This window comes from Enterococcus sp. LJL128, assembly GCF_056924295.1.
The window spans coordinates 62,691-83,553 of the sequence record NZ_JBXPBP010000007.1 but is presented as its reverse complement, the minus strand read 5'-3'; the positions used below and the strand labels follow the sequence as shown (position 1 = coordinate 83,553).

Genomic DNA, 20,863 nt, shown 5'->3' with positions numbered 1-20,863 from the left:
TTATGATTATGGCAAAAGTATATTACAATGATTCAGTTGAAAAAAATGTGTTGGAAGGAAAAACAGTAGCAATTGTGGGCTATGGCTCTCAAGGACATGCTCATGCTCAGAACTTGAGGGATAATGGTAATCAGGTAGTTATCGGAATTAGAGAAGGAAAATCAGCTGAAGCAGCTAGAAATGACGGCTTCGAAGTACTGCCGGTTGGAGAAGCTGCTAAAAAGGCACAGGTTGTCATGATTTTAGCTCCCGATGAAATTCAAGGTGCGTTATATGAAAATGAAATTGCACCAAATCTGACAGCAGGAGATGCACTGGCTTTCGCTCATGGTTTTAATATCCATTTTGATGTAATCAAGCCTCCCAAAGATGTTGATGTCTTTCTGGTTGCTCCTAAAGGACCCGGACATCTGGTTCGCCGGACATTTACGGAAGGATTTGCTGTACCTGCTTTATTTGCTGTTTATCAGGACGCAACAGGAACTGCATCAGATGTCGCTCTTTCTTATGCCAAAGGAATTGGAGCTACTCGTGTAGGTGTTCTGGAAACAACCTTTAAAGAAGAAACTGAAACAGATCTTTTCGGAGAGCAGGCTGTTTTATGCGGAGGCTTGACTAGCTTGATTGAAGCGGGCTTTGAAACACTGACAGAAGCTGGATACCAGCCTGAGCTGGCTTACTTCGAGGTATGTCATGAACTGAAGCTGATTGTCGACCTGATCTACGAAGGAGGCTTCGAGAAGATGCGTCATTCTATCTCTAATACGGCGGAATATGGCGATTATGTATCTGGACCTAGAGTAGTAACAGAGCAGGCAAAAGCAAATATGAAAGATGTTCTGACTGATATCCAAAACGGGAATTTTGCTAAAGGCTTTGTGGATGACAATAAGAACGGCTTCAAGGAATTTTATAAAATGAGAGAAGAAAACGCCGGACATCCGATTGAAAAAGTTGGTGCAGAGCTTAGAAAAATGATGCCCTTTGTTTCAAGAAATGACTAATTGTTCGTTAATGAGGTGAAATGATGGCAAAGCTCACAAAAGAAAAAATAGAAGACGCATATGGACTACTTAGCAAAGTAGTGATGAAGACGCCGCTGCAGTATGATGTATACCTGTCACAGAAATATCAGTGCAGTGTATATTTAAAGAGAGAAGATCTGCAAAAGGTACGCTCATTCAAACTTCGAGGCGCGTATTATGCGATTTCGCAAATTGCACCTGAAACGTTAGCGAATGGTGTTGTATGCGCCAGTGCGGGAAATCATGCTCAAGGAGTGGCTTACACCTGTCAGGAAATGAAGGTTCCTGCAACGATTTTTATGCCGACAACTACACCTCAGCAAAAAATTACTCAGGTTCAGTTTTTTGGTGGAAATGAAGTAACAATCCAATTGGTAGGAGATACCTTTGATGCCTCGGCGGCAGCAGCAAAAGCATATGCTTTAAAGAACGGTCAAACGTTCATTGATCCTTTTGATGATTTGGATATCATGGCAGGGCAGGGAACGGTGGCTGTAGAAATCTTTAACAAGGCACGGGAAGAAGACATTCAAGTGGATTACTTGATTGCTGCGATTGGCGGCGGCGGTTTAATTAGCGGAACAGGCGTCTATACTAAAAGCGTCAGTCCTGTAACTGCTGTAATCGGAGTAGAGCCTAAAGGTGCTCAGTCGATGAAAGCGGCCTTTGATTTAGGAGAGCCAATTGAATTATCTCAGGTTGAGAAATTTGTCGATGGTGCAGCAGTAAAAAAAGTTGGCGGGAAAACATACGCTCACGCAGTGGAATCAGTCGATGAGTTGTTGGCGGTTGACGAAGGTCAGGTATGTTCAACAATTTTAGAGCTATACTCCAAACAGGCGATTGTAGCAGAACCAGCGGGTGCACTGAGCGTTGCGGCACTTGAACAGATGAAAGACGCAATTAAAGGGAAAAATGTCGTTTGTATCATTAGCGGCGGAAATAATGATATTAATCGAATGGCTGAAATTGAAGAGCGTTCGCTGATATTCGAAGGACTGAAACATTATTTTGTAATTAACTTCCCTCAGCGTCCGGGAGCGTTGAGAGAGTTTGTAAATGATGTTTTGGGACCTGCTGATGATATTACACGGTTTGAGTATACCAAGAAAGTGAACCGGGGAACTGGACCGGTTATCTTAGGGATTTTGCTAAAAAATCCAGAAGATTTGGCTAAACTTACTGAAAAGCTGAATGAATTCGATCCAACTTACATTGATTTAAGTCAAAATCCTTCACTGTATACGTTATTGGTTTAAATGTTCCAAAAGAAAATGCAGAATCATAAAAAAGACTCGTGAAATATATATAATATTTTTCGAGTTTTTTTGTTATTTAAAAATATAAACATAAAATTAAATTTCATGAAATTTAACAGTTCCTAGGAAAAAGAAAAATATCAAATTCGGTAAAAATTTTTTTAGTTGAAAATTTATTTTCAGCTACTATAAGAATTTGTAAAATTTTTAAGAAAATCGTAAAACTATTCTTGCCATTTCTATAGAAAGGACGTATATTTAATTTATTGCTTTAAAAAGCATCTTAAAATTAAAAATAACCTTTATAAAAATAGATTATAGTAAAGTTGGTATATAGATGGAACAGAAACAAAGGCTGAAAAACAGCCGTTATATCACTGGTTTCGATGGCATTCGAACACTTGCAGTTGTCGGGGTTATCCTCTATCACTTATTTCCTCCTATCATGAGTGGAGGCTATCTGGGGGTCCCGATATTTTTTACTCTTTCGGGCTATTTAATCACCGATTTACTTCGCCAGGAATGGCTTCAAAATAATGAGATAGATGTTAAAGGATTTTACATACGAAGGATGAAGCGACTCTATCCAGGACTAATTTTTATGCTTATCTCCACATCCGCTTACATCGCTCTGTTTCAGAGGGATCTGCTCAATAATCTTCGGGGCGTTGTAGCCAGCAGCATGTTATATTATAACAACTGGTGGCAAATATTTCACGGTTTTTCCTACTTTGATCGTTTCGCAACACAATCACCATTTACCCATATCTGGTCTCTGGCTGTAGAGGCTCAAAACTACCTAATCTGGCCACTCATATTTATTCTTTTAAAGAAATATTTGAAGAACAGAGTAAAAATTACCACAGCAATTTTCGGTGCAGCACTTGGTTCGGCGCTGTTAATGGCTATCTTATACACACCAGGCGCAGATCCTACAAGAGTCTATTATGGAACGGATACGCGATTGTTTTCAATACTGCTGGGCAGCGGGCTAGCATTCGTCTGGCCGACCTTTCGATTAAAAAAAGAAATACCTGAAAAAGCTCGTTATCTTTTGAATATCGTTGGAGGTGTTTCACTGGCGGCAGTTATTCTTTCGTTTATCTTCTTAGCAGACCATTATACCTTTGTCTACAGAGGAGGCATGCTGCTGGTTACTGTATTTGCCACATTACTTGTTGCAATCACTGCTCATCCAGGCGCAGATGTCAATAAGTGGCTGACAAATCCAGTCTTCACCTGGATTGGCAAACGGAGTTATGGCATTTATCTGTATCAGTTTCCAGTGATGATTTTCTACGAAGCAAAAATAAAAAATATTAGCGAACATCTGATTATTCACTCGCTGATTGAACTAGCGTTGATTTTAGGTATTAGTGAACTCTCTTATCGATTTATTGAAAAGCCCCTTGGCAAGTTCTATTACAAATATATCTGGTACGCTCTGAAGGATTTGGTGAAAAGACCATGGATTACTATTCCTAAAGCTACTTTTCTAATTGGCACAGTTTTATTTGGTTTTGCAGTATATGGCTGGGTTGAAGCACCGGTTAATTATGTGACGGCGGAACAAAAGCAGCTTCAAGAAACCATTGCCAATAATAAGAAGAAGGCGGAAGAACGAAAGCAAGCAGAAAAAGATAAGACAGCAAGCTCTTCCAGCAGCGAAGCAGAACCTGTAGATCCGACGCATTATGGACTAACCGAGGACGAATGGAACCAGGCCCAGGCTCTAGAGGTAACAGCATTTGGTGATTCTGTTATTTTGGACGGCGCGGCTGACCTGCAGGCGATTTTCCCTAAGATGATTGTAGATGGCGAAGTTGGACGGCAGCTGTATAGCAGCGAGGAACCACTGGAAAAATTGAAGACGGACAATCAGCTGAAGGAGACTGTCTTAATCGGTTTGGGAACAAATGGCTCTTTTACCGAAGATCAATTTGATAATCTAATGAAAATTATTGGAGAAGAGCGACAAGTCTTCTGGCTGAACGTTCGGGTACCAACGAGGCGTTGGCAAAATGAAGTCAATGCCATGCTTGAATCCATGACAAACAAATACAAAAATCTGACAATTATTGATTGGTATAGTCTTAGTAAAGATCATGACGAATGGTTCTACGAAGATTTAGTCCATCCTAATATAGATGGTCAGGTGGAATACGCCCAGCTGATTGCTAAAAGTCTAGTAGCTGGCAGTCAAGCCAAGCAGGACAAATAAAAAAAAACGCACTTATTCTGTAGCTGTTCTAAAACCAGCACAAAATAAGTGCGTTTTTTTTCATTTCAGCGTACTCTTATCAGTAAGAGCTTGAATTATTGTGAGGAGGAAAAGTTATGAAGACGATGAAAGCTGTTGTATTAAGAGAAACCAATCAGGAAAATCATTTTGAAGATGGATTACTGTCTGTTCCAGAGCTGCAAAACCCTAAGGATGTATTAATTGAAGTGAAGGCTGTATCAGTGAATCCTATTGACACAAAGACGGCAAAACAAAAGATAGATAATGACTATCGGATTTTGGGCTGGGATGGTGCGGGAATTGTGAAGGAGACTGGAGCAGAAGTCACTTCTTTTAAAATCGGAGATGAGGTTTTTTATGCTGGAGACTTTAGTAGAGCCGGCAGCAATAGTCAGTATCAGTTAGTGGATGAAAGACTGATAGCTAAAAAGCCCAAAAACCTTAGCTTTGAGGAGAGTGGCGCAATTCCTTTAACTGGTTTGACTGCGTGGGAATCTCTTTATGATCGTTTAGGAATTAGTGAAGCAGACAAAGGTAAACAAATTCTGATTATTAACGGAGCCGGAGGCGTAGGTTCAATAGCTATTCAGCTGGCAAAAAAAGCTGGATTACAGGTAATTACTACAGCTTCCAGAGAAGAAACAATGACTTGGGTTCAAAAGATGGGTGCCGATTTTGTCATTAATCATCGGAATGCTCTTTCAGATGAGTTGGAAAAAATAGGCATTAGAGAAGTACCATATATTTTATGTTTGTATAATACTAGTATGTATTGGCAGGAGATTGCAAAGATAATTCAGCCTCAAGGGAAAATATGCTCTATCGTTGATGGCGGAAGCCCGGTTGATTTAGATTTGCTGAAAAATAAAAGCGTGACATTCAGCTGGGAGTTCATGTTTACCCGGTCCCTCTACCAAACCGCAGATATGAGTCGTCAAGGTGAAATATTGAAGCAGCTGGCTGAGCTGTATGACTCGCATGAATTGGAAAGCACTGTAACGGAGTCTATTCAGCCGATAAATGCAGAAAATTTGGAGAAGGCACATCAGCTGGTAGGAAGGGGTAAAATGGTTGGCAAGCTTGTACTAAGCGGGTGGTAAAAGGAGCAACCTAAGTAATAGAAAAAAGTGATGGGGATATAACTCAATGAGTTATACCCCCATCACTTGGAATCTGGATAAATGGTGGGTGCAGAAGCAACCTCTTCGGAAATAAACACTTCTGCCCATCCTCGCCTTAAAGTCAAATTTTACCGACATCTAGTCATCCAGCTTTAATTTATAAATCTTTGAAGGACGGCCAATCCCAACAGGACGTTCACCAATCTCTTCAAAATATTGAAGCATGGCCTTTTTAAAGTTGGAATGATCGATGGACTTGTAGTCCACCCCTAAAAATTTGGCAAATACTTTACGTGCTTCTGTTATTGTAAAGTCCTTTCCTAAAACCTGCAGCACCTGCGGTTCATGCTCCATCTTGTTAGCTACTCGATTAAAGGCCTTTAAAAGAATCTCACTATGGTCAAAGGCTAACAGATGATGATCACTGGCACTTGAATCGTTTAGGTCAAGGGTTATTTCGGCTTCTCCGTTTGCCAAAAGCAGCTTGCTTCCCACCCGCTGCATAGTGAACCAGCTGACTTCTTTCGCATCGTCTCCGGCAATCAATGGTTCTTCACCGATAAACGCCAGATAGCTGACCGTTACAACCCAGCCGCGGGGATCACGATTAGGTGTACTAAAAGTATGGAGCTGTTCAATATTCTGTTTAGAGATTACGACGCCGGTTTCTTCCTTTGTTTCTCTCAGAACACTTTCGCCTGTGGATTCATTCGGCATAACAAATCCGCCTGGCAGTGCCCATGAGTTTCTATAGGGGTGACCTTTTCGCTTAATTAGAAGCAGCTTTAACTGATCCTCTTCTTTGTTATAGCACATCAAAACAATATCAACTGTCAATGAAGGCTTTTCATACTCAGGATGATCCTGCTGGTGATACCACTTTAAGAACTCTACTTCACTGGCTATCTGCTCATAATATTGGCGTTCTTCTTTTTTAGAAGCAAAGTGAGACAAAAGCACTCATCCTTTCTATATTAATGGTAATAGTAATTTTTACTTTATTGTATCACGAAGAAGAATAAAAACAACTATAGGCAGAAAGTATTGAAAAAATAAAAGAAATTTGTTAGACTATGGTTAATGTTAAGAAAGGGAAAGGTATTCAGACTATGCGTATTACATCTACTATTCAATAATTTAATACAATTATTAAATTCTGTAGTGGATGAGTGTGCCTAAATAGTCATGACAAAATATCTTTCGTTATTCAAAGCCGGACCTAGGGTTTATTTTGGTTGGTTTTTGAGTGTTCGTTATATTTAGGTCAATAAGGCATCTTCTTCAGGATTGAAGGAGGTTTTTTTGTTATGTCAATAGAATTAAAAAATATAAAAATGTACTTTGGAGATAAGGATTTGTTTACAATCGACCATTTGGTAATTCCTGATGGAAGTAGAGTGGGAATTGTAGGAGACAACGGTTCAGGAAAAACAACACTCTTTTCTCTTATAAAAGGCGAAATTGAACCAAACCAAGGGCAAGTGTTCTGTAGTGACCAGACAGCGTCTATTGAACAGTTGATTGATACTGAAACAACAGATAGCGGCGGTGAACAGACAAAACGGCGAATACAAGAGGCGCTGAAATCACCTACCAATATTTTGCTTGCTGATGAGCCGACGAACCATTTAGATAAAAAAGGAATTGCCTTTTTAGAAAAGAAACTAAAGCGATATGCAGGAACACTGCTGGTTATCTCTCACAATCGTTCTTTTTTGAATAAGGTTGTTAATAAAATTTTAGCAATAGAAAATGGTAGAGTGAAGCTGTATGAAGGAAACTACGATACGTACTTTGCTCAGAAAAAAATTGAAGAGACAGAGCAGCAGAGAGCATATGATAGCTATCAACAGGAAAGGCGGCGGTTAACTCAGTCAGTCGGCGTGGTGCAGGAAAAGAGCCGCCAGACTAGAAAAGCACCAAAGCGTATGGGAAATTCTGAGGCAAGACTTCATAAAATGGGAGATCAGAGAGCGAAAAAAAACTTAGATGATCGGGCAAAAATTATGGAAACTCGTTTAGCCAAGCTGGAAAAAGTAGATAAGCCAATTGAGAAAAAACAGCTGATTATTCCGTTTTCTCCTGCTCAGAAGCTGCATACAGCATATCCCTTGACCGCTGAGGGCTACAATTTGATAGCAGGAAATAAAGAACTTCTAAAAACAGCTGCTTTTCGTTTGGAAACAGGTTCTAAAACAGCTTTAATAGGAGTGAATGGTTCAGGAAAAACGACTCTGCTTAAAGAAATTCTCAATAGAGGACAAGGGATTACTTTTGCGAAAGGTGTTCGTATCGGTTATTTTAGTCAAACCTTTGAAACCTTGAACGAAGAAAAGACAATCTTTGAATCCGTAAGTGAGTCTTCTATGCATAGTGATCAGTCGGTTCGGGATTTACTGGCTCATATGCAATTCCTTGGAAATGCTGTGTTTAAAAAGATTGGTGTATTAAGCGGCGGTGAGCGAAGCAAAGTAGCAATCAGCAAGCTTTTGTTAAGCGATTATAATCTGCTGTTGCTGGATGAGCCAACCAACCATTTGGATATTTCTTCGATTGAGGTTTTAGAAGAAGCATTAAATGTATATCAAGGGACAATTCTCTTTGTTTCTCATGACGATACCTTTATCCGTAATGTAGCTACTGAAACCTGGCTGATTTCAGGGAAAGATATTCAGTCTGAGCAGGATCAAAACCGTTTGAGCGAATTAGAAGAACAGGAGAAACAGCAAAAGCTGCTGCTGGAGAACCGTAAAACGGTGATAATTAGTAGACTGAGTTCGGCAGATGAGCTGGAAAAACGAAAGCTTGAAGAAGAATTCCAAGAGGTTTTAAAAAAATTACAGAAAATGAACAGCTGATTTTAAAAGGTTGATTTAGATCGATAAGTATAGAGGAGTATCCTCAATTGGATTTCCAAATAGGTATTCAAATCAACTAAATCTTGCGTTTTTATCAGATTAAGTAAGTAGTAGTTTTATCTGATAAAAATAATTTTTGAATAGCTGAGGTTATGACAAAAGTGTTCAGCTTCGAGAAATAAGAAGAATAATCCGAAAATAGTTTCTCATATTTTCGAGATTATTCGACTTATTTCCGAGAAAGCTGCTTTTGGAATACCGTTTATTCGGTTTTAGGGATGTCAAAAGTCTGGGATTTTGTTTATGTCCCAGACTTTTTTTTAGAATCCACCGCAATAGGTAAAATAGTAATCTTTAAGCAGGCTAAAAATATAATTGACAGAAAATCTAGAAAGTTATAAACTGACTATGTAGTCAGTTTGTGACAAGGGCTAAAAGAGTGTAGAATTTTTATAGTTGTAAAATCGGTCATATCAAAGATTACCCAAGGAAACATTTGACTAGTATCTAGCTTCACGAGCCAGCTATTTTAGGAACACCGTTTATTCGGATTCTAGATAAGGCAGAGTTCGATCATTTAGTTATGTCCCACTGACTTTCTAATTGGAGGAAATATGAAAAGAGCAGAAAAAAAAGCAATGACTCGAAAGAAAATATTAGCTGCAGCTACTGTTTTATATGGTAAAAAGGGCTTTGTTGAGGTATCAATTGAAGAGATTAGCCGCCAGGCAGAAGTTGGCAAAGGAACGGTTTTTCTGCATTTTGTCAATCAGGACAGATTGATGGAAGAAGTGATTTCTCAACTACTAAAGGATTTTGATTATCAAATGCAGACCGGTATGATAGCCTCATTGGAGGACTATCTGTTTCTTCATCTATCTGTTTTAGAACAATATGAAGATTTATATGTTTATTTCATTACTCAACGGCTGCTGCTGAATCAAGAGGTTAGCTATTTGTATGTAAGTATTCAAGCTGTCTTTGCTCATCATTTTGAACGAGCAGTCAATGATACACTTAGCCTGCCGTTGGCGGTGCTTTTTACAAACTGGTTAGGGTTTATTCACTATTATCTGGAAAACCGGGATTTATTTGGTGGAAAAAATATCATAAAAAGAAATAAGGCCTATTGGATTGAACAATTTCTGACATTAGTTTACAAAGGAGGAATAAAAAAATGAAACATTGTATTGCTTGCGGTATGCCGATGCGAAATAAAGCAGACTTTGCCGCTTCCGATATGACAAAAGAGTATTGTGTCTATTGTGAAAAAGAAGATGGAACGATGAAAAATTTTTCTGAAATGGTAGCTGGGATGACTGATTTTATTGTTTCTACACAAGGTTTGGATCGAAAGGCTGCAGAGAAAGCCGCTGTCTATCAATTAGGACAGCTGCCGCATTGGCAGAGTAAGGAGGAACTGTGATGAAGCTGGAGGAAGCACAGGGAATTGGACCAGTAACTGTAGAAAAGCTCAGTCAGGTTGGCATTGATACATTGGAGGAACTGGAAGAGAAGGGGAGTATGGCGGCATTTCTCTTAGTACGGGAACAAGTAGATAAAGGCGCCTGTCTATCTTTTCTTTATGGGTTAGAAGGGGCGATTCAAAAAAAGAGAAGTAAAGAGCTCTCTAAAGAAACGAAGGAAGATTTACGTCTTTTTTATCATTCACTGGAGTAGCCAGCTTTTTGAGTCATTGAATGTAAATAAGTTGAGAGGCAGATTACTTCCGTCGCTGTTTGTCACTTATCTCAAATATTTGAAGCATAAACAAGCTTTGAAACATCGTTTATTCAACTTTCAGCATACTAAAAGTCTGGGAATATAGTTATATCTCAGGCTCCTTTTTTCTATAGGAAAGACTTAGTTAAAATAGCTGTTTCCTCCACACCGTAATCCCCATTTTCATAAAGAGCGGCGTACTCTTCCCGTAAAAAAGCAGACATTTTTTTCTCAGTTTTTTTAAAACCAGCCTTTCCATATGCTTTAAGTGCCCAAGTATTTTTAATTGAAGGGGCGATGATTATTTGTTTACTGCCGATTGTCTGATTCAGATAGTCACTAAGTACATTTAAGGCATCAACACCAAATCCTTTGCCGCAATTTACCTCACAATTCATCCAAATATCGAGTTCTGCAAGTGCTGGTTTTAAATGAAAAGTAGAGTAGCTAATATAGCCAATGGCTTCATCAGCATTTAGAATAAGAAAGCCCTGACCATCACTAGGTCTGGTTCCAGTAAAAAAATAGTCTTCATAATAAGCAGTGCAAAATTCTTCATAAGTCGGAATTTCTTTTTCTGGATAATCAGGTGGTCCGCTATGGAATTTCGTTGTTTCTGAATGAAAGCACCAGTCATATACTTTCGCCCTATCTGTCAGTACAGCAGGGATTAAGCAAATTTTTTTACCCTGTAACATAGTCATTTCTCCTCCATAGTTAATCAGATAGTGCTTATTTGTAAATTTGAGTAGTCAGCATAATCTGCTATTTCATTATATCAAACAAAAAAGAAACTAAAATTAAAGTATAAACCAATTAATTTTTTGTTAGCAAGGGGAGTATAAAATTTTTATAGTTGTAAGCTCGGTGATATCAGGAAATAGTGAGAGAGCTGTCCAGGTAATGTCCAGCTTCACCAGCAAGCTCTCTTCAACATTAAATCAAGTCGGCCGCCTCATGATAAGATAAAAGGCATTATGCGCTGGACTCACCATAATACGTTAAAATAGCTTTGGCGATAAACACAGTAATTCCAGTACCATATTGCGCTTCAGTTGCCTGATTTTGCTGAGAAGGATCTAGGTACCCCTTCGCCAGCTCTAAAAGTAAGCGTCTAGCATTTATCAGTTTGAAAAAATTTTTATAGTTTTCGGCCAGCTTTATGACAGCCTTTTCGGCCAAAGCTGAATTATTTGTATCCATCGCTAAAGAGAATTGAGCATAGATTTGATTGATGGCTTCTTTTTGCTTTTGCAGCGACTGGATACTCTCTGATCTTTGTAGGCTAGTCTCTAGAGCTTTTGATTTGCTGCCGTAAAGCTGAACAAAGCGGGAGCTTAATTGACCATCCTTTTTAAACTCCGCTAATAAAAAGCTGCGGTATTCTGTAAGACTGCCGAATTTACTGATAATTAATTTTTCATCAGTAACTTTTAGTGAATGAGTAATAAGTTTAGTAAAATCCTCCTCGTTAAATGCTTCGAAATCCATCGTCCTCACCCCTGCCATTACATCGGAAATTAGTTCAATAAGACCATTTAGCCGGTTTCTTTTAGCCTCCAATAGAATTTTTTGTGCAGCTAAGGCAGCGTCACTGTTAAAATCCGGATTGCTGAGGATTCTTTTAATCTCTGTTAATGGAATATCAAGTTCCTTAAAAAACATAATACGCTGCAGCTGTTGGACAGAACAATCATCATATAAGCGATAGCCGGCTTTCGAAAGCTTCACAGGCTTCAGCAGGTCAATTTCATCATAATAGCGCAGTGTACGAATACTTACCCCGGTTAATTCTGCTACTTCTTTGACAGTTTTCATTTATATTCCTCCTCACGAATCCAGCATAAGCCCTCACGCTGCGTCAGGGTCAATAACCTATCAGAAAAAATACTGAAATTCTCTTTTTATTGTGATTATATCATGAGGAATGCAAGCCTATAGCAAGCACTATATTTCTCGAGCTGCTCCAAGTATGAGTGTTTGTCAAAACCTCATGGACTTATTACTTGAGAGCTGAATGAACTCGTTCAGCTTTTCTAAACTGCATAACTTTTCTAGGATTATCCTCATATTTATTATAGAAGATGGACTGTTAAAACTACATAAAGAATAGTTTGGTAGTAGTCACAGGTCCATTACAGGTTTTGTCCATTGTCGGGTGACAAAACTGTCTTTTCATTTCCTTGTGAATAGGATAGGCAGCGTTTACAATGAAGTTGACAGCAAGAGCTGGTCACGAAAAAATTCGGCTGCGCAGCCAAAAAGAAATGCTTTTAAAAACTAAGGACTTTTCAAAATATGAGGAGGAAAAAGTCATGGAACAAACACAGGGGAATATGAAAGTGAAGATCCAGCAGTTCGGCAGCTTCTTAAGTGGAATGATTATGCCGAATATTGGAGCATTTATTGCGTGGGGAATTTTAACAGCTTTATTTATTCCGACCGGCTGGATGCCAAATGAACAGCTGAACGAGATTACTGGACCAACAATCAATTATTTATTACCAATTCTGATTGGATTTACCGGCGGACGGCTGGTTTACGATATTCGCGGTGGTGTCGTCGGCGCAATGGTAACGATGGGGGTAATTACAGGGGCGAACATTCCAATGTTCTTAGGAGCAATGATTGTTGGTCCGGCGGGTGCCTTTTGTATTAAAAAGTTTGATGAGCTGGTTGATGGAAAAATCAAACCGGGATTCGAAATGCTGGTCAACAACTTTTCTGCAGGTATTTTATCTTCTGTTTTAGCTATTCTAGCATTTTTAGTTGTTGGACCTGCTGTAGAAGGCTTGAACACTGCTTTGGCTTCCGGCGTTAGCTTTTTGATTGAGCATTCACTACTGCCTGTAGCAAGCGTATTTATTGAACCGGCTAAGGTTTTGTTTTTAAATAATGCCATCAATCACGGAGTAATCAGCCCAATCGCTATTGAACAAGCTGCGGAGACAGGTAAATCACTGTTGTTCCTGCTGGAAGCAAATCCAGGACCAGGGCTAGGAATTTTATTGGCTTATACATTGTTTGGTAAAGGCTCTGCAAGACAGACAGCACCAGGTGCGATTATCATTCATTTCCTTGGAGGGATTCATGAGATTTATTTCCCTTATATCTTAATGAAGCCTGCACTAATTTTATCAGCAATTGCCGGCGGTATGACAGGTGTTTTAACCTTATCAATTTTCAATTCAGGACTAGTAGCGCCTGCTTCACCGGGAAGTATCTTTGCTATTTTGGCAATGACGCCTCGTGATGGCTACTTAGGAGTAATTCTAGCGATTGCAGCAGCAACTGCTGTATCATTCGGAATTTCCAGTTTAATTTTAAAAACGTCAAAAGAGTCTGCTGAAGACTTAGAAACAGCAACGGAAAAAGTAAGTGCTCTGAAAGGAAAACAAATAGTTACTCAGAACATTACTGCGAAAGAAGAAGCTGCGGACCACGGGGCTGCTTTGACTAATGTACAAAAAATTATTTTTGCTTGCGACGCAGGCATGGGATCGAGCGCAATGGGGGCTTCAGTATTAAGAAATAAGGTGAAGAAAGCCGGGCTTTCCATTGAGGTAGTGAATTCTGCGATTGCTCAGCTGCCGACGGATGCCGATATTGTTGTTACACATAAGGATTTGACATCGAGAGCAATGGAGAAATTGCCTAACGCTTATCATGTTTCAGTTGAAAATTTCTTAAATGGTGATCAATACGACCAGCTAGTAGAAAAGCTTATCGGACAAGGGTAGCAGCCTGATTCAGTTAGTCCCAAGAAAAAAAGGAGGAAGCAGCTATGTATCTTTCAGCAAGAGCTCGACTTATTTTGGAGCAATTTCTTAATCATGCGCTCCCAGTGTCTCTTAAGCAGCTGGCTCGAGAACTGAACGTCAGCGAGCGCACTGTTCGCCGTGATATGAAAGAGGTGGAAGATACACTGCACTCCTATGACTTACAGTTAAATAAAGAAAATGGTCTGATGAGAATAGATGGCACAGAAAAGGCAATTCAAAATTTTCGTTGGTATCTGATGGATCTTTCCTATAACGAATACAGTCCGGAGGAGCGTCAGCTAAGAATTTTAAAAGCACTTGTGCAGGAAGAAGATGTTGTTAAGCTGGTAGGTTTAGCGAATGATTTAAACGTAACAGTTTCGACAGTAAGCGGCGATTTGACTAAAATTGAAGAGCAGCTTCCAGCTGGAGTGGTCATCGAACGAAAACGAGGCTCTGGAGTATCCTTGAAGGCTGGAGAAATTGAGCGGCGCCATCTAATGAGTGGAATCGTTGGTGATCAGTTTCCTAATTACCAGCTGCTTAAATATTTTCAGGAAAAGGAAAAAAGTGAGACAACATCGGTTTGGATCGAAGAACGTCTGCTCAATCTGTTGGATGAACAGGTTTTAAAGAAAGTAGAAGCACGAATCCGCAGCTGGCGGGAAAACGAACTGCCGGAAATCAGTGATGAAGCTTATATGAATTTAATCGTTCATCTGGCGATTGCAGCAGAACGTATTATTAATGGCAGCTTTGTCAAGGATAGCCAAGCTGCGGAGCTAACCGGCACAGCGGAATATGAGACAGCAGCCCGGCTGCTGGGAGAGATTTTAGAAATCGACAAAGAAGTTGTACCAGAAGGGGAAGCCGTTTATGCGGCAATGTATTTGCGGGGACTGAAGAGCAGCAAAGCAGATCAAAAGCTTATTGAAAATGAAGATATTCAAGTAATGTTATTTGCCAAAGAGCTGATTGCCGGAGTTGAGGCAGAGCTGGATAAACAGCTGCCCCAGGAGCAGCTGCTTAAAGGACTGATTTCTCATTTAAAACCAACTATAAGAAGATTACAGCAGCATATGCGAATATATAATCCCTTAATACATTCAATCAAGCAGGACTACCCTGAGCTTTTTCAAATTATTCGCCGAGTGTTTGATCAGCTGTATCAGGAAGAAATAGCTCCAGATGAAGAAATCGGCTATCTAGTTTTACATTTTGGCGCAGTTCTGCTGCAGATGGAAAGTGAGAACCTGTTTTCAGGACTAGTTGTTTGCGCCAGCGGGATTGGGACTTCAAGAATGCTGGTAACACGCTTAAAGCAAAAGATTCCTCAATTGAAAGAGCTTCAGACGGTTTCACTATTTGAACTGACAAGAAAACGGCGTGAAAAAGAGGTAGATATCATTATCTCCACAATTGACTTGGGAAAGGTAGATTTTGATTATTTCCTTGTTTCACCGATTTTGTCAGAACAGGAAATCACACAAATTGATTTATATCTGAAAAGTATTCGTCATGAACCAGAGAAGCGAGCTGCTAAAGATATGACAGCCTCTCAAATCACTATAGCGGAAGCTGTTGACCTGCTTGAAGAACGGCAGCTTTACCACGAGGTTGTCCTTTCAATGTTAAAGAATTTCAACTATGGTTCTTTGGAGGGGCAATTGGGAAACACGGAAGATATACTACGGGCAGTATGCACACAGCTTCTGGAAAAAGATCCAACAATAAATGTCGAACTGTTGATTGGACTGCTGATGAAGGAAAATTGGAGCGGATTTGGGATTCCTAACACTAGGATTGCAATGTTTCATGGACGTGATGAAATGATTCGACAGCCCTTTTTTCAAGTCTTTCAGCTTTCTGAGTCGCTAACAGTAAAAGGAATGGATCAGTCTGACATGCAGGTGAATAAGCTGATTCTGCTTTTAGCTCCGGAAAAGTATTCTCAGCAAGGACTAAAAGTTATGAGCTACATTAGCACGTTATTTGTGGATGATCCTCAGCTTGTTGAGGTTTTGGAAGGGAAAGAAGAGAAAGAGATATCCAACTATTTTGTTCAGAAGTTAATGGACTTTTTAACACTAAGGACAGAAGAATAAATAGTCATTTGGAGGTAAGGAATAGATGAAATTAAGAGAGCAAGACGTACAGTTAAATCAAACATTTGAAAATAAAATAGAAGCAATCACTGCAGCCGGCAAATTATTAGAAGAAAGAGGTTACGTAACAGAGGCCTACATACCAAAAATGATTGAGAGAGACGAGATGACCTCAACATTTATTGGAAATATGGTTGCTATCCCCCATGGAACAGAGGATAGCAAAAATGATATTTTGCAATCAGGAATTGTTGTGATGCAGGTGCCTGAAGGCGTAGAATTTGATAGCCATCCAGTTAAGCTAATCATAGGTATAGCAGGAGCGGAGAATGAACATTTGGAGCTGCTATCAGAAATTGCAATGGTTTGCTCTGAAATGGAGAATGTCGAAAAACTAATTAATGCCCAAAGTGAAGAAACGATTATTTCGCTTTTTGAAGGTGGTGTAGCAGTATGAAAAAGGCTGTCCACTTTGGTGCAGGAAATATTGGACGCGGCTTCATCGGCTGGCTGCTGTCGAATGCCGGCTATAACGTTATCTTTGCAGATGTGAACCAGCAGATTGTAGACGCAATTAATGATAAAAGAGAATATCGGGTGATTCTGGCAAACGAACAGCAGGAGAGCTTTCTAATTGAACACGTTTCGGCTCTAAGCAGTATTTCTGATGAAACACAGCTGATTCGCGAGATTGCTGCAGCAGAAATTTTAACGACGGCAGTTGGTCCGACAATTTTACCACGATTGGCTGATACGATTGCTAAGGGGATTCGCTTAAGGAGTGTGGCAGAAAAGCCGCTTACTGTGATTGCATGTGAAAATATGATTGGCGGTTCAGCTCTACTAAAGGCTGAGGTATATAAGAAGCTGTCAAAAGAAGAGCAGCGGTACGCAGGTGAATTTGTGGCATTTCCTAACTCAGCAGTAGACCGCATTGTACCAGATCAGCAGCATGATGATTTATTAACTGTGACAGTTGAACCTTTTTATGAATGGGTGGTGGAGGAGCTTCCCAACACGGCATCTGCACCTAAAATAGCTGGGATGACATATGTTCCAGATTTAACGCCTTATATTGAAAGAAAGCTGTTCACCGTGAACACGGGGCATGCAGTAACTGCTTATTTTGGCTATATTAAAAACATTGATTCTATTGAAGACGCCATCCATAATGAAAAAGTACTATTTATTGTTCGAAGTGCATTAGAGGAAACCGGAGCCTTACTGGAAAAGAAATTCCAGTTTTCTCACAAAGATCATCAAGAGTATATTGATAAAATAATTGACCGTTTTAAAAACCCATATGTATCTGATTATGTTACACGGGTTGGACGTTCGCCAATCAGAAAAATTGGCGAAAATGACCGCTTTATTCAGCCGGCCCGCCAATTTGTAGAAGCCTTTAATGAAACGCCAAAAGCATTAGCGATAGCAATTGCTGCTGCTTTGAAGTTTGAGAATCCTTCAGATGAGGAAGCCTGCGCACTACAGCAGGCTATCGAAGAAAGCGGACTTGATGCTACAATCGAACAATACACGGGGTTGAAGCCCTATACTAAGCTGTTTGAGAAGGTTAGAGACTCTTATCATGAATTAGTGTAGTTGAATAAAATAAAGAAGATGTTAAGAAAAAGATGAGCCGGGTAAAAATTGGAAAAGCAATTTTTACTTGGCTCTTTTTATTTGGAGAATCTGATTTATACTGACCCCATAAATGGGAAGGTTTTCTGTTAGTCAGCCGTATGCTTTCAAAAAAATGGATAAGCGGATTCAAATATGGTGGAAAGTTGTTCTTATGGTAAAATAAGAACAAAAAAGGAGGAAACTCATGCCTAGTACAGCTGCTATAGAAGCAAGTAAAAAGATGATGGAAAGCAAAAATCTAGACGAGATTTTGTACACCCCTTTGGAGGAACAGCGGAAACAATGGGAGGATTCCTGTAAGAATGTGGAGCTGCCGGAAGGTATGAGAGCAGTTCCGGAAATAATTGTCGGATTAGAGACGAAGTGGCTGATTCCAAAAGATACACAGGAAAATCAAGTCATTGTATATTTTCACGGGGGAGGCCTAAACCAGGGCTCTATTATTACCCATCGTAAGCTGGGGACGTATGTTGCCGTACATACCAATCGAAAGGTATTGCTTTTTAACTATCCGCTAGCGCCTGAGCATCCTTATCCGGCAGCAGTGGAGGCGTCAGGGAAGCTCTATCAGGGATTATTGGAAAAAGGCTATTTACCGCAAAACATCATTTTTGGCAGCGATTCTTCGGGGAGTACTTTGTCATTAGCAACGATGCTGCGCCTAAAAACCCAAAATGCAGAATTGCCAAAAGCCTCCTTTCATTTTTCACCGATGATTGACTATAGCTTATCTGGCAAATCTATCGATGAGAATAAAGAAAAAGATCCTCAGCTTTTTAAAGAGGATTTGGAGTTGACTGCGGATTATTACTGCAGCTCAGAGCTGCGTAAAGCATCAGATGTGTCGCCGTTATTTGGTACCTTTGAAGGTTTCCCGCCAATATTGATCCACGTGGGAAGTGATGAGCTGTTATGGAGTGATGGTGAACGTCTTGCTGAAAAAATGAAAGCAGCCGGCGTTCAGACAGAATATAAGAAGTGGGAAGGACTTTGGCATGTTTTTCAGTCAAAAGCTGCCACTGTTCCAGAAGCAAAGTCATCACTAGTGGAAATGGCTGATTTTCTTAATCATATAATCTAAAAAAAGACCTGTTCCTTTTAAAAAAGAGGTACAGGTCTTTTTGCTTATTGTGTTAGTTCTAAAAGCTTGTTCTTCAAGTCTTCTTCCATATTGCCTAATTCGATTTCAGCAGCACGGCGTTTTTCTTTTCCTTCCTGCTGAATACGAAGTGTTTCCTGAATTGTTTCAACCAGATCATTTTGAGTTTTCTGTAGTGTTTCGATATCCACAATCCCCCGTTCGTTTTCTTTGGCAGTTTCAATAGCAGAAATCTTCAGCATCTCAGAGTTTTTCTTCAATAGGTCATTGGTTGTTTCAGAGACCTGACGCTGAGCAGTTACTGCATCCTTTTGACGAAGCAAGGTCAGTGCAATAACTACTTGGTTTTTCCATAATGGAATCGCAGTATTAATGGATGCTTGAATTTTTTCAGCGAGTGCTTGATTTGTATTTTGAATCAAGCGGATTTGAGGTGCCTGCTGAATTGTGATCTGCCGAGCTAAGCGCAAATCATGGGTTCTCTTGTCCAGACGGTCAAGAAACTGTGTATAGTCATTAGCAATTTGCACGTCCATCTGATCGCCGGTTTCTTCCGCTTTTTTCATCGCTTCCGGAATTGTTTTTAAGTTTAGTTCCTCAATTTTCAATTCTCCGGCAGCAATGTAGATATTTAAGGCATCAAAATAGTCTTTGTTCTTGTTGTAAAGCTGTTCCAGCATTAGATTATCTTTCAAAAGACCTTCCTTTTCACGGTCTAGCTTGACAGCAATCTTATCAATCTGTGCACCAATTTTTTGATATTTTGCAGTGATTTCAAAAATTGACTGTTTTACCTTGCCAAACATTTTTTGAAAAATATTTCCTTCTCCAGCACGAAGCTCATCAGGGTTTGCTTCATTCAGACGGTACATTAAATCCGTCAGAGAATCGCCAATCGGACCGATGTCTTGAGCCTGTACATGATTCAGCATAGACTGAGAGAATTCGCTAAGCTTGTTTTGAGCATTAGAGCCGTAAGTGATTACAGCCTGTGAATCCTGAATATCAATTTTTGAAGCCAGTTCTTGAGCCTGACGCTTCCGATCTTCCGGCAGCTTATCAACCAAACGGACTGCCGCCTGCTGGTCACGCAGTGCCGATATCTCATTTTGCTGCGTAGTTGTTAATGTATCGATTGGTGTAGAGAACGGATTATTCAATAAATCATCTAATGCGTTGTCTACGGATACGGTTTCTTTTTGTTTATTATCCATCCATATAACCTCCTGTGTAAGTAGCTATTTATTCGCTACCATTATTATCTCTTTTCAAACTGTTTTTAGCAATCGAAATCTCAACATCTAAATCTTCCAAATCTTCAGCTACAAACTGTTCATAATCCTTTTTAATCAGCTTGGACACCTGGTCGATAATCTGAGCACTCTCCTCTAGTTTTTCATACGCCTGTTTACTCTTGATTTCGTGACTGTCAATTTCCAAATACTTGTCAGTCAGGTCTACTAGATTCGGCAAATGAGTATAGAGAAAATGATTGGCAGAATGAAGCTTAGTTGGATTTTTTACCAATTCCTTGAACATAGCTTTTGCTACCCGCAAGGTATCATTCCGCAAATCGATTGCTTTCAGTTTTGTTGAACGGTTGATGTTTTCCTGAAGCTTTTCAACTTGACGTTTGGTTGTGTTCATGGTGTCGCGGAAAAACATGATTTCGTTGTCGCTCATTCCTAGCTGTTCATAGTGCTCTTCTTTTGCTTTTGTCAGATTCGGCAGTGCCGGCGCAGCTTTATCTTTTTTACGTCCGACAAAAAGAGTTATGAGGATAGCTGCTACTAAAAGAAACGCAATCAATTCGATATTGATATAGGTGAAGTTGACAAGAACAGCAGCTAAAACTATATAAGCGATTATTTGTAAAATTTTTCTTCCAATCATATGAATACCCTCCATTTTCTAATCAAAAGATTTCTCTCTTGCTACATAAGTCATTTTAACACAATCCCTATTAGAAAAAATATCCGTCCTAAGGTTGATTTTGATATTTACAAAAAACATAAGAAACAGCGAAA

Annotated in this window: 18 protein-coding genes; 13 read left to right on the top strand and 5 right to left on the bottom strand. The window is 39.6% G+C overall.

The window, feature by feature from the left end:
* Positions 1-8 precede the first annotated feature (8 nt).
* The 4 genes from ilvC to AC1Z3K_RS10370 all read left to right on the top strand — a co-directional run bounded on the left by ilvC (position 9) and on the right by AC1Z3K_RS10370 (position 5,626).
* Positions 9-1,004 (top strand): ketol-acid reductoisomerase, encoded by a 996-nt coding sequence (gene ilvC, locus AC1Z3K_RS10385; protein WP_461732680.1) that lies wholly within the window; start codon positions 9-11, stop codon positions 1,002-1,004.
* A gap of 23 nt (positions 1,005-1,027) precedes the next feature.
* Positions 1,028-2,284, top strand: coding sequence for a threonine ammonia-lyase IlvA (gene ilvA / locus AC1Z3K_RS10380; RefSeq protein ID WP_461732679.1), 1,257 nt, complete (start codon positions 1,028-1,030; stop codon positions 2,282-2,284).
* Between the two features lie 337 nt (positions 2,285-2,621).
* Complete coding sequence (locus AC1Z3K_RS10375) at positions 2,622-4,505, top strand: acyltransferase family protein (RefSeq protein WP_426084610.1); 1,884 nt, start codon at positions 2,622-2,624, stop codon at positions 4,503-4,505.
* 116 nt (positions 4,506-4,621) lie between these two features.
* Positions 4,622-5,626 carry a zinc-binding alcohol dehydrogenase family protein gene (locus AC1Z3K_RS10370; RefSeq protein ID WP_461732678.1) on the top strand — a complete coding sequence of 335 codons (1,005 nt, stop codon included), beginning with the start codon at positions 4,622-4,624 and terminating at the stop codon, positions 5,624-5,626.
* 159 nt (positions 5,627-5,785) lie between these two features.
* Here AC1Z3K_RS10370 and AC1Z3K_RS10365 read toward each other — a convergent pair whose 3' ends face one another.
* A complete protein-coding gene (locus AC1Z3K_RS10365; RefSeq protein WP_426084608.1) occupies positions 5,786-6,601 on the bottom strand; it encodes an NUDIX hydrolase in 816 nt (271 codons plus the stop codon).
* Between the two features lie 353 nt (positions 6,602-6,954).
* On the opposite strand from AC1Z3K_RS10365, the gene abc-f reads away from it, so the two are divergent.
* The 4 genes from abc-f to AC1Z3K_RS10345 all read left to right on the top strand — a co-directional run bounded on the left by abc-f (position 6,955) and on the right by AC1Z3K_RS10345 (position 10,185).
* Entirely contained in the window at positions 6,955-8,505 is a 1,551-nt protein-coding gene (abc-f, locus tag AC1Z3K_RS10360) for a ribosomal protection-like ABC-F family protein (protein ID WP_461732677.1), read from the top strand.
* A gap of 614 nt (positions 8,506-9,119) precedes the next feature.
* Entirely contained in the window at positions 9,120-9,686 is a 567-nt protein-coding gene (locus tag AC1Z3K_RS10355) for a TetR/AcrR family transcriptional regulator (RefSeq protein ID WP_461732676.1), read from the top strand.
* A complete protein-coding gene (locus AC1Z3K_RS10350) occupies positions 9,683-9,931 on the top strand; it encodes a zinc ribbon domain-containing protein (RefSeq protein WP_461732675.1) in 249 nt (82 codons plus the stop codon). Before AC1Z3K_RS10355 ends, AC1Z3K_RS10350 begins: the two co-directional genes overlap by 4 nt.
* Positions 9,931-10,185, top strand: coding sequence for a TfoX/Sxy family DNA transformation protein (locus AC1Z3K_RS10345; protein ID WP_426084604.1), 255 nt, complete (start codon positions 9,931-9,933; stop codon positions 10,183-10,185). The genes AC1Z3K_RS10350 and AC1Z3K_RS10345 overlap by 1 nt, the downstream gene beginning before the upstream one ends.
* A gap of 170 nt (positions 10,186-10,355) precedes the next feature.
* Here AC1Z3K_RS10345 and AC1Z3K_RS10340 read toward each other — a convergent pair whose 3' ends face one another.
* On the bottom strand, positions 10,356-10,931 hold the full coding sequence (locus tag AC1Z3K_RS10340; protein ID WP_461732674.1) for a GNAT family N-acetyltransferase: 576 nt from the start codon (positions 10,929-10,931) through the stop codon (positions 10,356-10,358).
* Positions 10,932-11,202: 271 nt separating this feature from the next.
* The gene (locus tag AC1Z3K_RS10335; RefSeq protein WP_461732673.1) at positions 11,203-12,045 is read right to left on the bottom strand and encodes a MerR family transcriptional regulator; all 843 of its coding nucleotides are present in this window, start codon (positions 12,043-12,045) and stop codon (positions 11,203-11,205) included.
* Positions 12,046-12,542: 497 nt separating this feature from the next.
* Between AC1Z3K_RS10335 and AC1Z3K_RS10330 the strand changes: the two genes are divergently transcribed.
* The 5 genes from AC1Z3K_RS10330 to AC1Z3K_RS10310 all read left to right on the top strand — a co-directional run bounded on the left by AC1Z3K_RS10330 (position 12,543) and on the right by AC1Z3K_RS10310 (position 18,818).
* The gene (locus AC1Z3K_RS10330; RefSeq protein ID WP_426084601.1) at positions 12,543-13,967 is read left to right on the top strand and encodes a PTS mannitol transporter subunit IIBC; all 1,425 of its coding nucleotides are present in this window, start codon (positions 12,543-12,545) and stop codon (positions 13,965-13,967) included.
* A 44-nt stretch (positions 13,968-14,011) separates the two neighbouring features.
* Positions 14,012-16,093, top strand: coding sequence for a BglG family transcription antiterminator (locus AC1Z3K_RS10325; RefSeq protein ID WP_461732672.1), 2,082 nt, complete (start codon positions 14,012-14,014; stop codon positions 16,091-16,093).
* Between the two features lie 25 nt (positions 16,094-16,118).
* Positions 16,119-16,550 (top strand): PTS mannitol transporter subunit IIA, encoded by a 432-nt coding sequence (locus AC1Z3K_RS10320; RefSeq protein ID WP_426084599.1) that lies wholly within the window; start codon positions 16,119-16,121, stop codon positions 16,548-16,550.
* Positions 16,547-17,695 carry a mannitol-1-phosphate 5-dehydrogenase gene (locus tag AC1Z3K_RS10315; protein ID WP_461732671.1) on the top strand — a complete coding sequence of 383 codons (1,149 nt, stop codon included), beginning with the start codon at positions 16,547-16,549 and terminating at the stop codon, positions 17,693-17,695. The genes AC1Z3K_RS10320 and AC1Z3K_RS10315 overlap by 4 nt, the downstream gene beginning before the upstream one ends.
* 226 nt (positions 17,696-17,921) lie before the next feature.
* Complete coding sequence (locus AC1Z3K_RS10310; RefSeq protein WP_461732670.1) at positions 17,922-18,818, top strand: alpha/beta hydrolase; 897 nt, start codon at positions 17,922-17,924, stop codon at positions 18,816-18,818.
* 44 nt (positions 18,819-18,862) lie between these two features.
* On the opposite strand, the gene AC1Z3K_RS10305 is transcribed toward AC1Z3K_RS10310, so the two are convergent.
* Together AC1Z3K_RS10305 and AC1Z3K_RS10300 are read right to left on the bottom strand one after the other, a co-directional pair.
* Entirely contained in the window at positions 18,863-20,050 is a 1,188-nt protein-coding gene (locus AC1Z3K_RS10305; RefSeq protein ID WP_426084596.1) for a toxic anion resistance protein, read from the bottom strand.
* A gap of 28 nt (positions 20,051-20,078) precedes the next feature.
* A complete protein-coding gene (locus tag AC1Z3K_RS10300; protein WP_426084595.1) occupies positions 20,079-20,729 on the bottom strand; it encodes a 5-bromo-4-chloroindolyl phosphate hydrolysis family protein in 651 nt (216 codons plus the stop codon).
* Positions 20,730-20,863: the final 134 nt, after the last annotated feature.

Excerpts from the sequence above, each read along its gene's own strand:
- ilvC (WP_461732680.1), top strand. The coding sequence starts at position 9 with ATGGCAAAAGTATATTACAATGATTCAGTTGAAAAAAATGTGTTGGAA.
- ilvA (WP_461732679.1), top strand. The coding sequence starts at position 1,028 with ATGGCAAAGCTCACAAAAGAAAAAATAGAAGACGCATATGGACTACTT.
- AC1Z3K_RS10375 (WP_426084610.1), top strand. The coding sequence starts at position 2,622 with ATGGAACAGAAACAAAGGCTGAAAAACAGCCGTTATATCACTGGTTTC.
- AC1Z3K_RS10370 (WP_461732678.1), top strand. The coding sequence starts at position 4,622 with ATGAAGACGATGAAAGCTGTTGTATTAAGAGAAACCAATCAGGAAAAT.
- abc-f (WP_461732677.1), top strand. The coding sequence starts at position 6,955 with ATGTCAATAGAATTAAAAAATATAAAAATGTACTTTGGAGATAAGGAT.
- AC1Z3K_RS10355 (WP_461732676.1), top strand. The coding sequence starts at position 9,120 with ATGAAAAGAGCAGAAAAAAAAGCAATGACTCGAAAGAAAATATTAGCT.
- AC1Z3K_RS10350 (WP_461732675.1), top strand. The coding sequence starts at position 9,683 with ATGAAACATTGTATTGCTTGCGGTATGCCGATGCGAAATAAAGCAGAC.
- AC1Z3K_RS10345 (WP_426084604.1), top strand. The coding sequence starts at position 9,931 with ATGAAGCTGGAGGAAGCACAGGGAATTGGACCAGTAACTGTAGAAAAG.
- AC1Z3K_RS10340 (WP_461732674.1), bottom strand. The coding sequence starts at position 10,931 with ATGACTATGTTACAGGGTAAAAAAATTTGCTTAATCCCTGCTGTACTG.
- AC1Z3K_RS10335 (WP_461732673.1), bottom strand. The coding sequence starts at position 12,045 with ATGAAAACTGTCAAAGAAGTAGCAGAATTAACCGGGGTAAGTATTCGT.
- AC1Z3K_RS10330 (WP_426084601.1), top strand. The coding sequence starts at position 12,543 with ATGGAACAAACACAGGGGAATATGAAAGTGAAGATCCAGCAGTTCGGC.
- AC1Z3K_RS10325 (WP_461732672.1), top strand. The coding sequence starts at position 14,012 with ATGTATCTTTCAGCAAGAGCTCGACTTATTTTGGAGCAATTTCTTAAT.
- AC1Z3K_RS10320 (WP_426084599.1), top strand. The coding sequence starts at position 16,119 with ATGAAATTAAGAGAGCAAGACGTACAGTTAAATCAAACATTTGAAAAT.
- AC1Z3K_RS10315 (WP_461732671.1), top strand. The coding sequence starts at position 16,547 with ATGAAAAAGGCTGTCCACTTTGGTGCAGGAAATATTGGACGCGGCTTC.
- AC1Z3K_RS10310 (WP_461732670.1), top strand. The coding sequence starts at position 17,922 with ATGCCTAGTACAGCTGCTATAGAAGCAAGTAAAAAGATGATGGAAAGC.
- AC1Z3K_RS10305 (WP_426084596.1), bottom strand. The coding sequence starts at position 20,050 with ATGGATAATAAACAAAAAGAAACCGTATCCGTAGACAACGCATTAGAT.
- AC1Z3K_RS10300 (WP_426084595.1), bottom strand. The coding sequence starts at position 20,729 with ATGATTGGAAGAAAAATTTTACAAATAATCGCTTATATAGTTTTAGCT.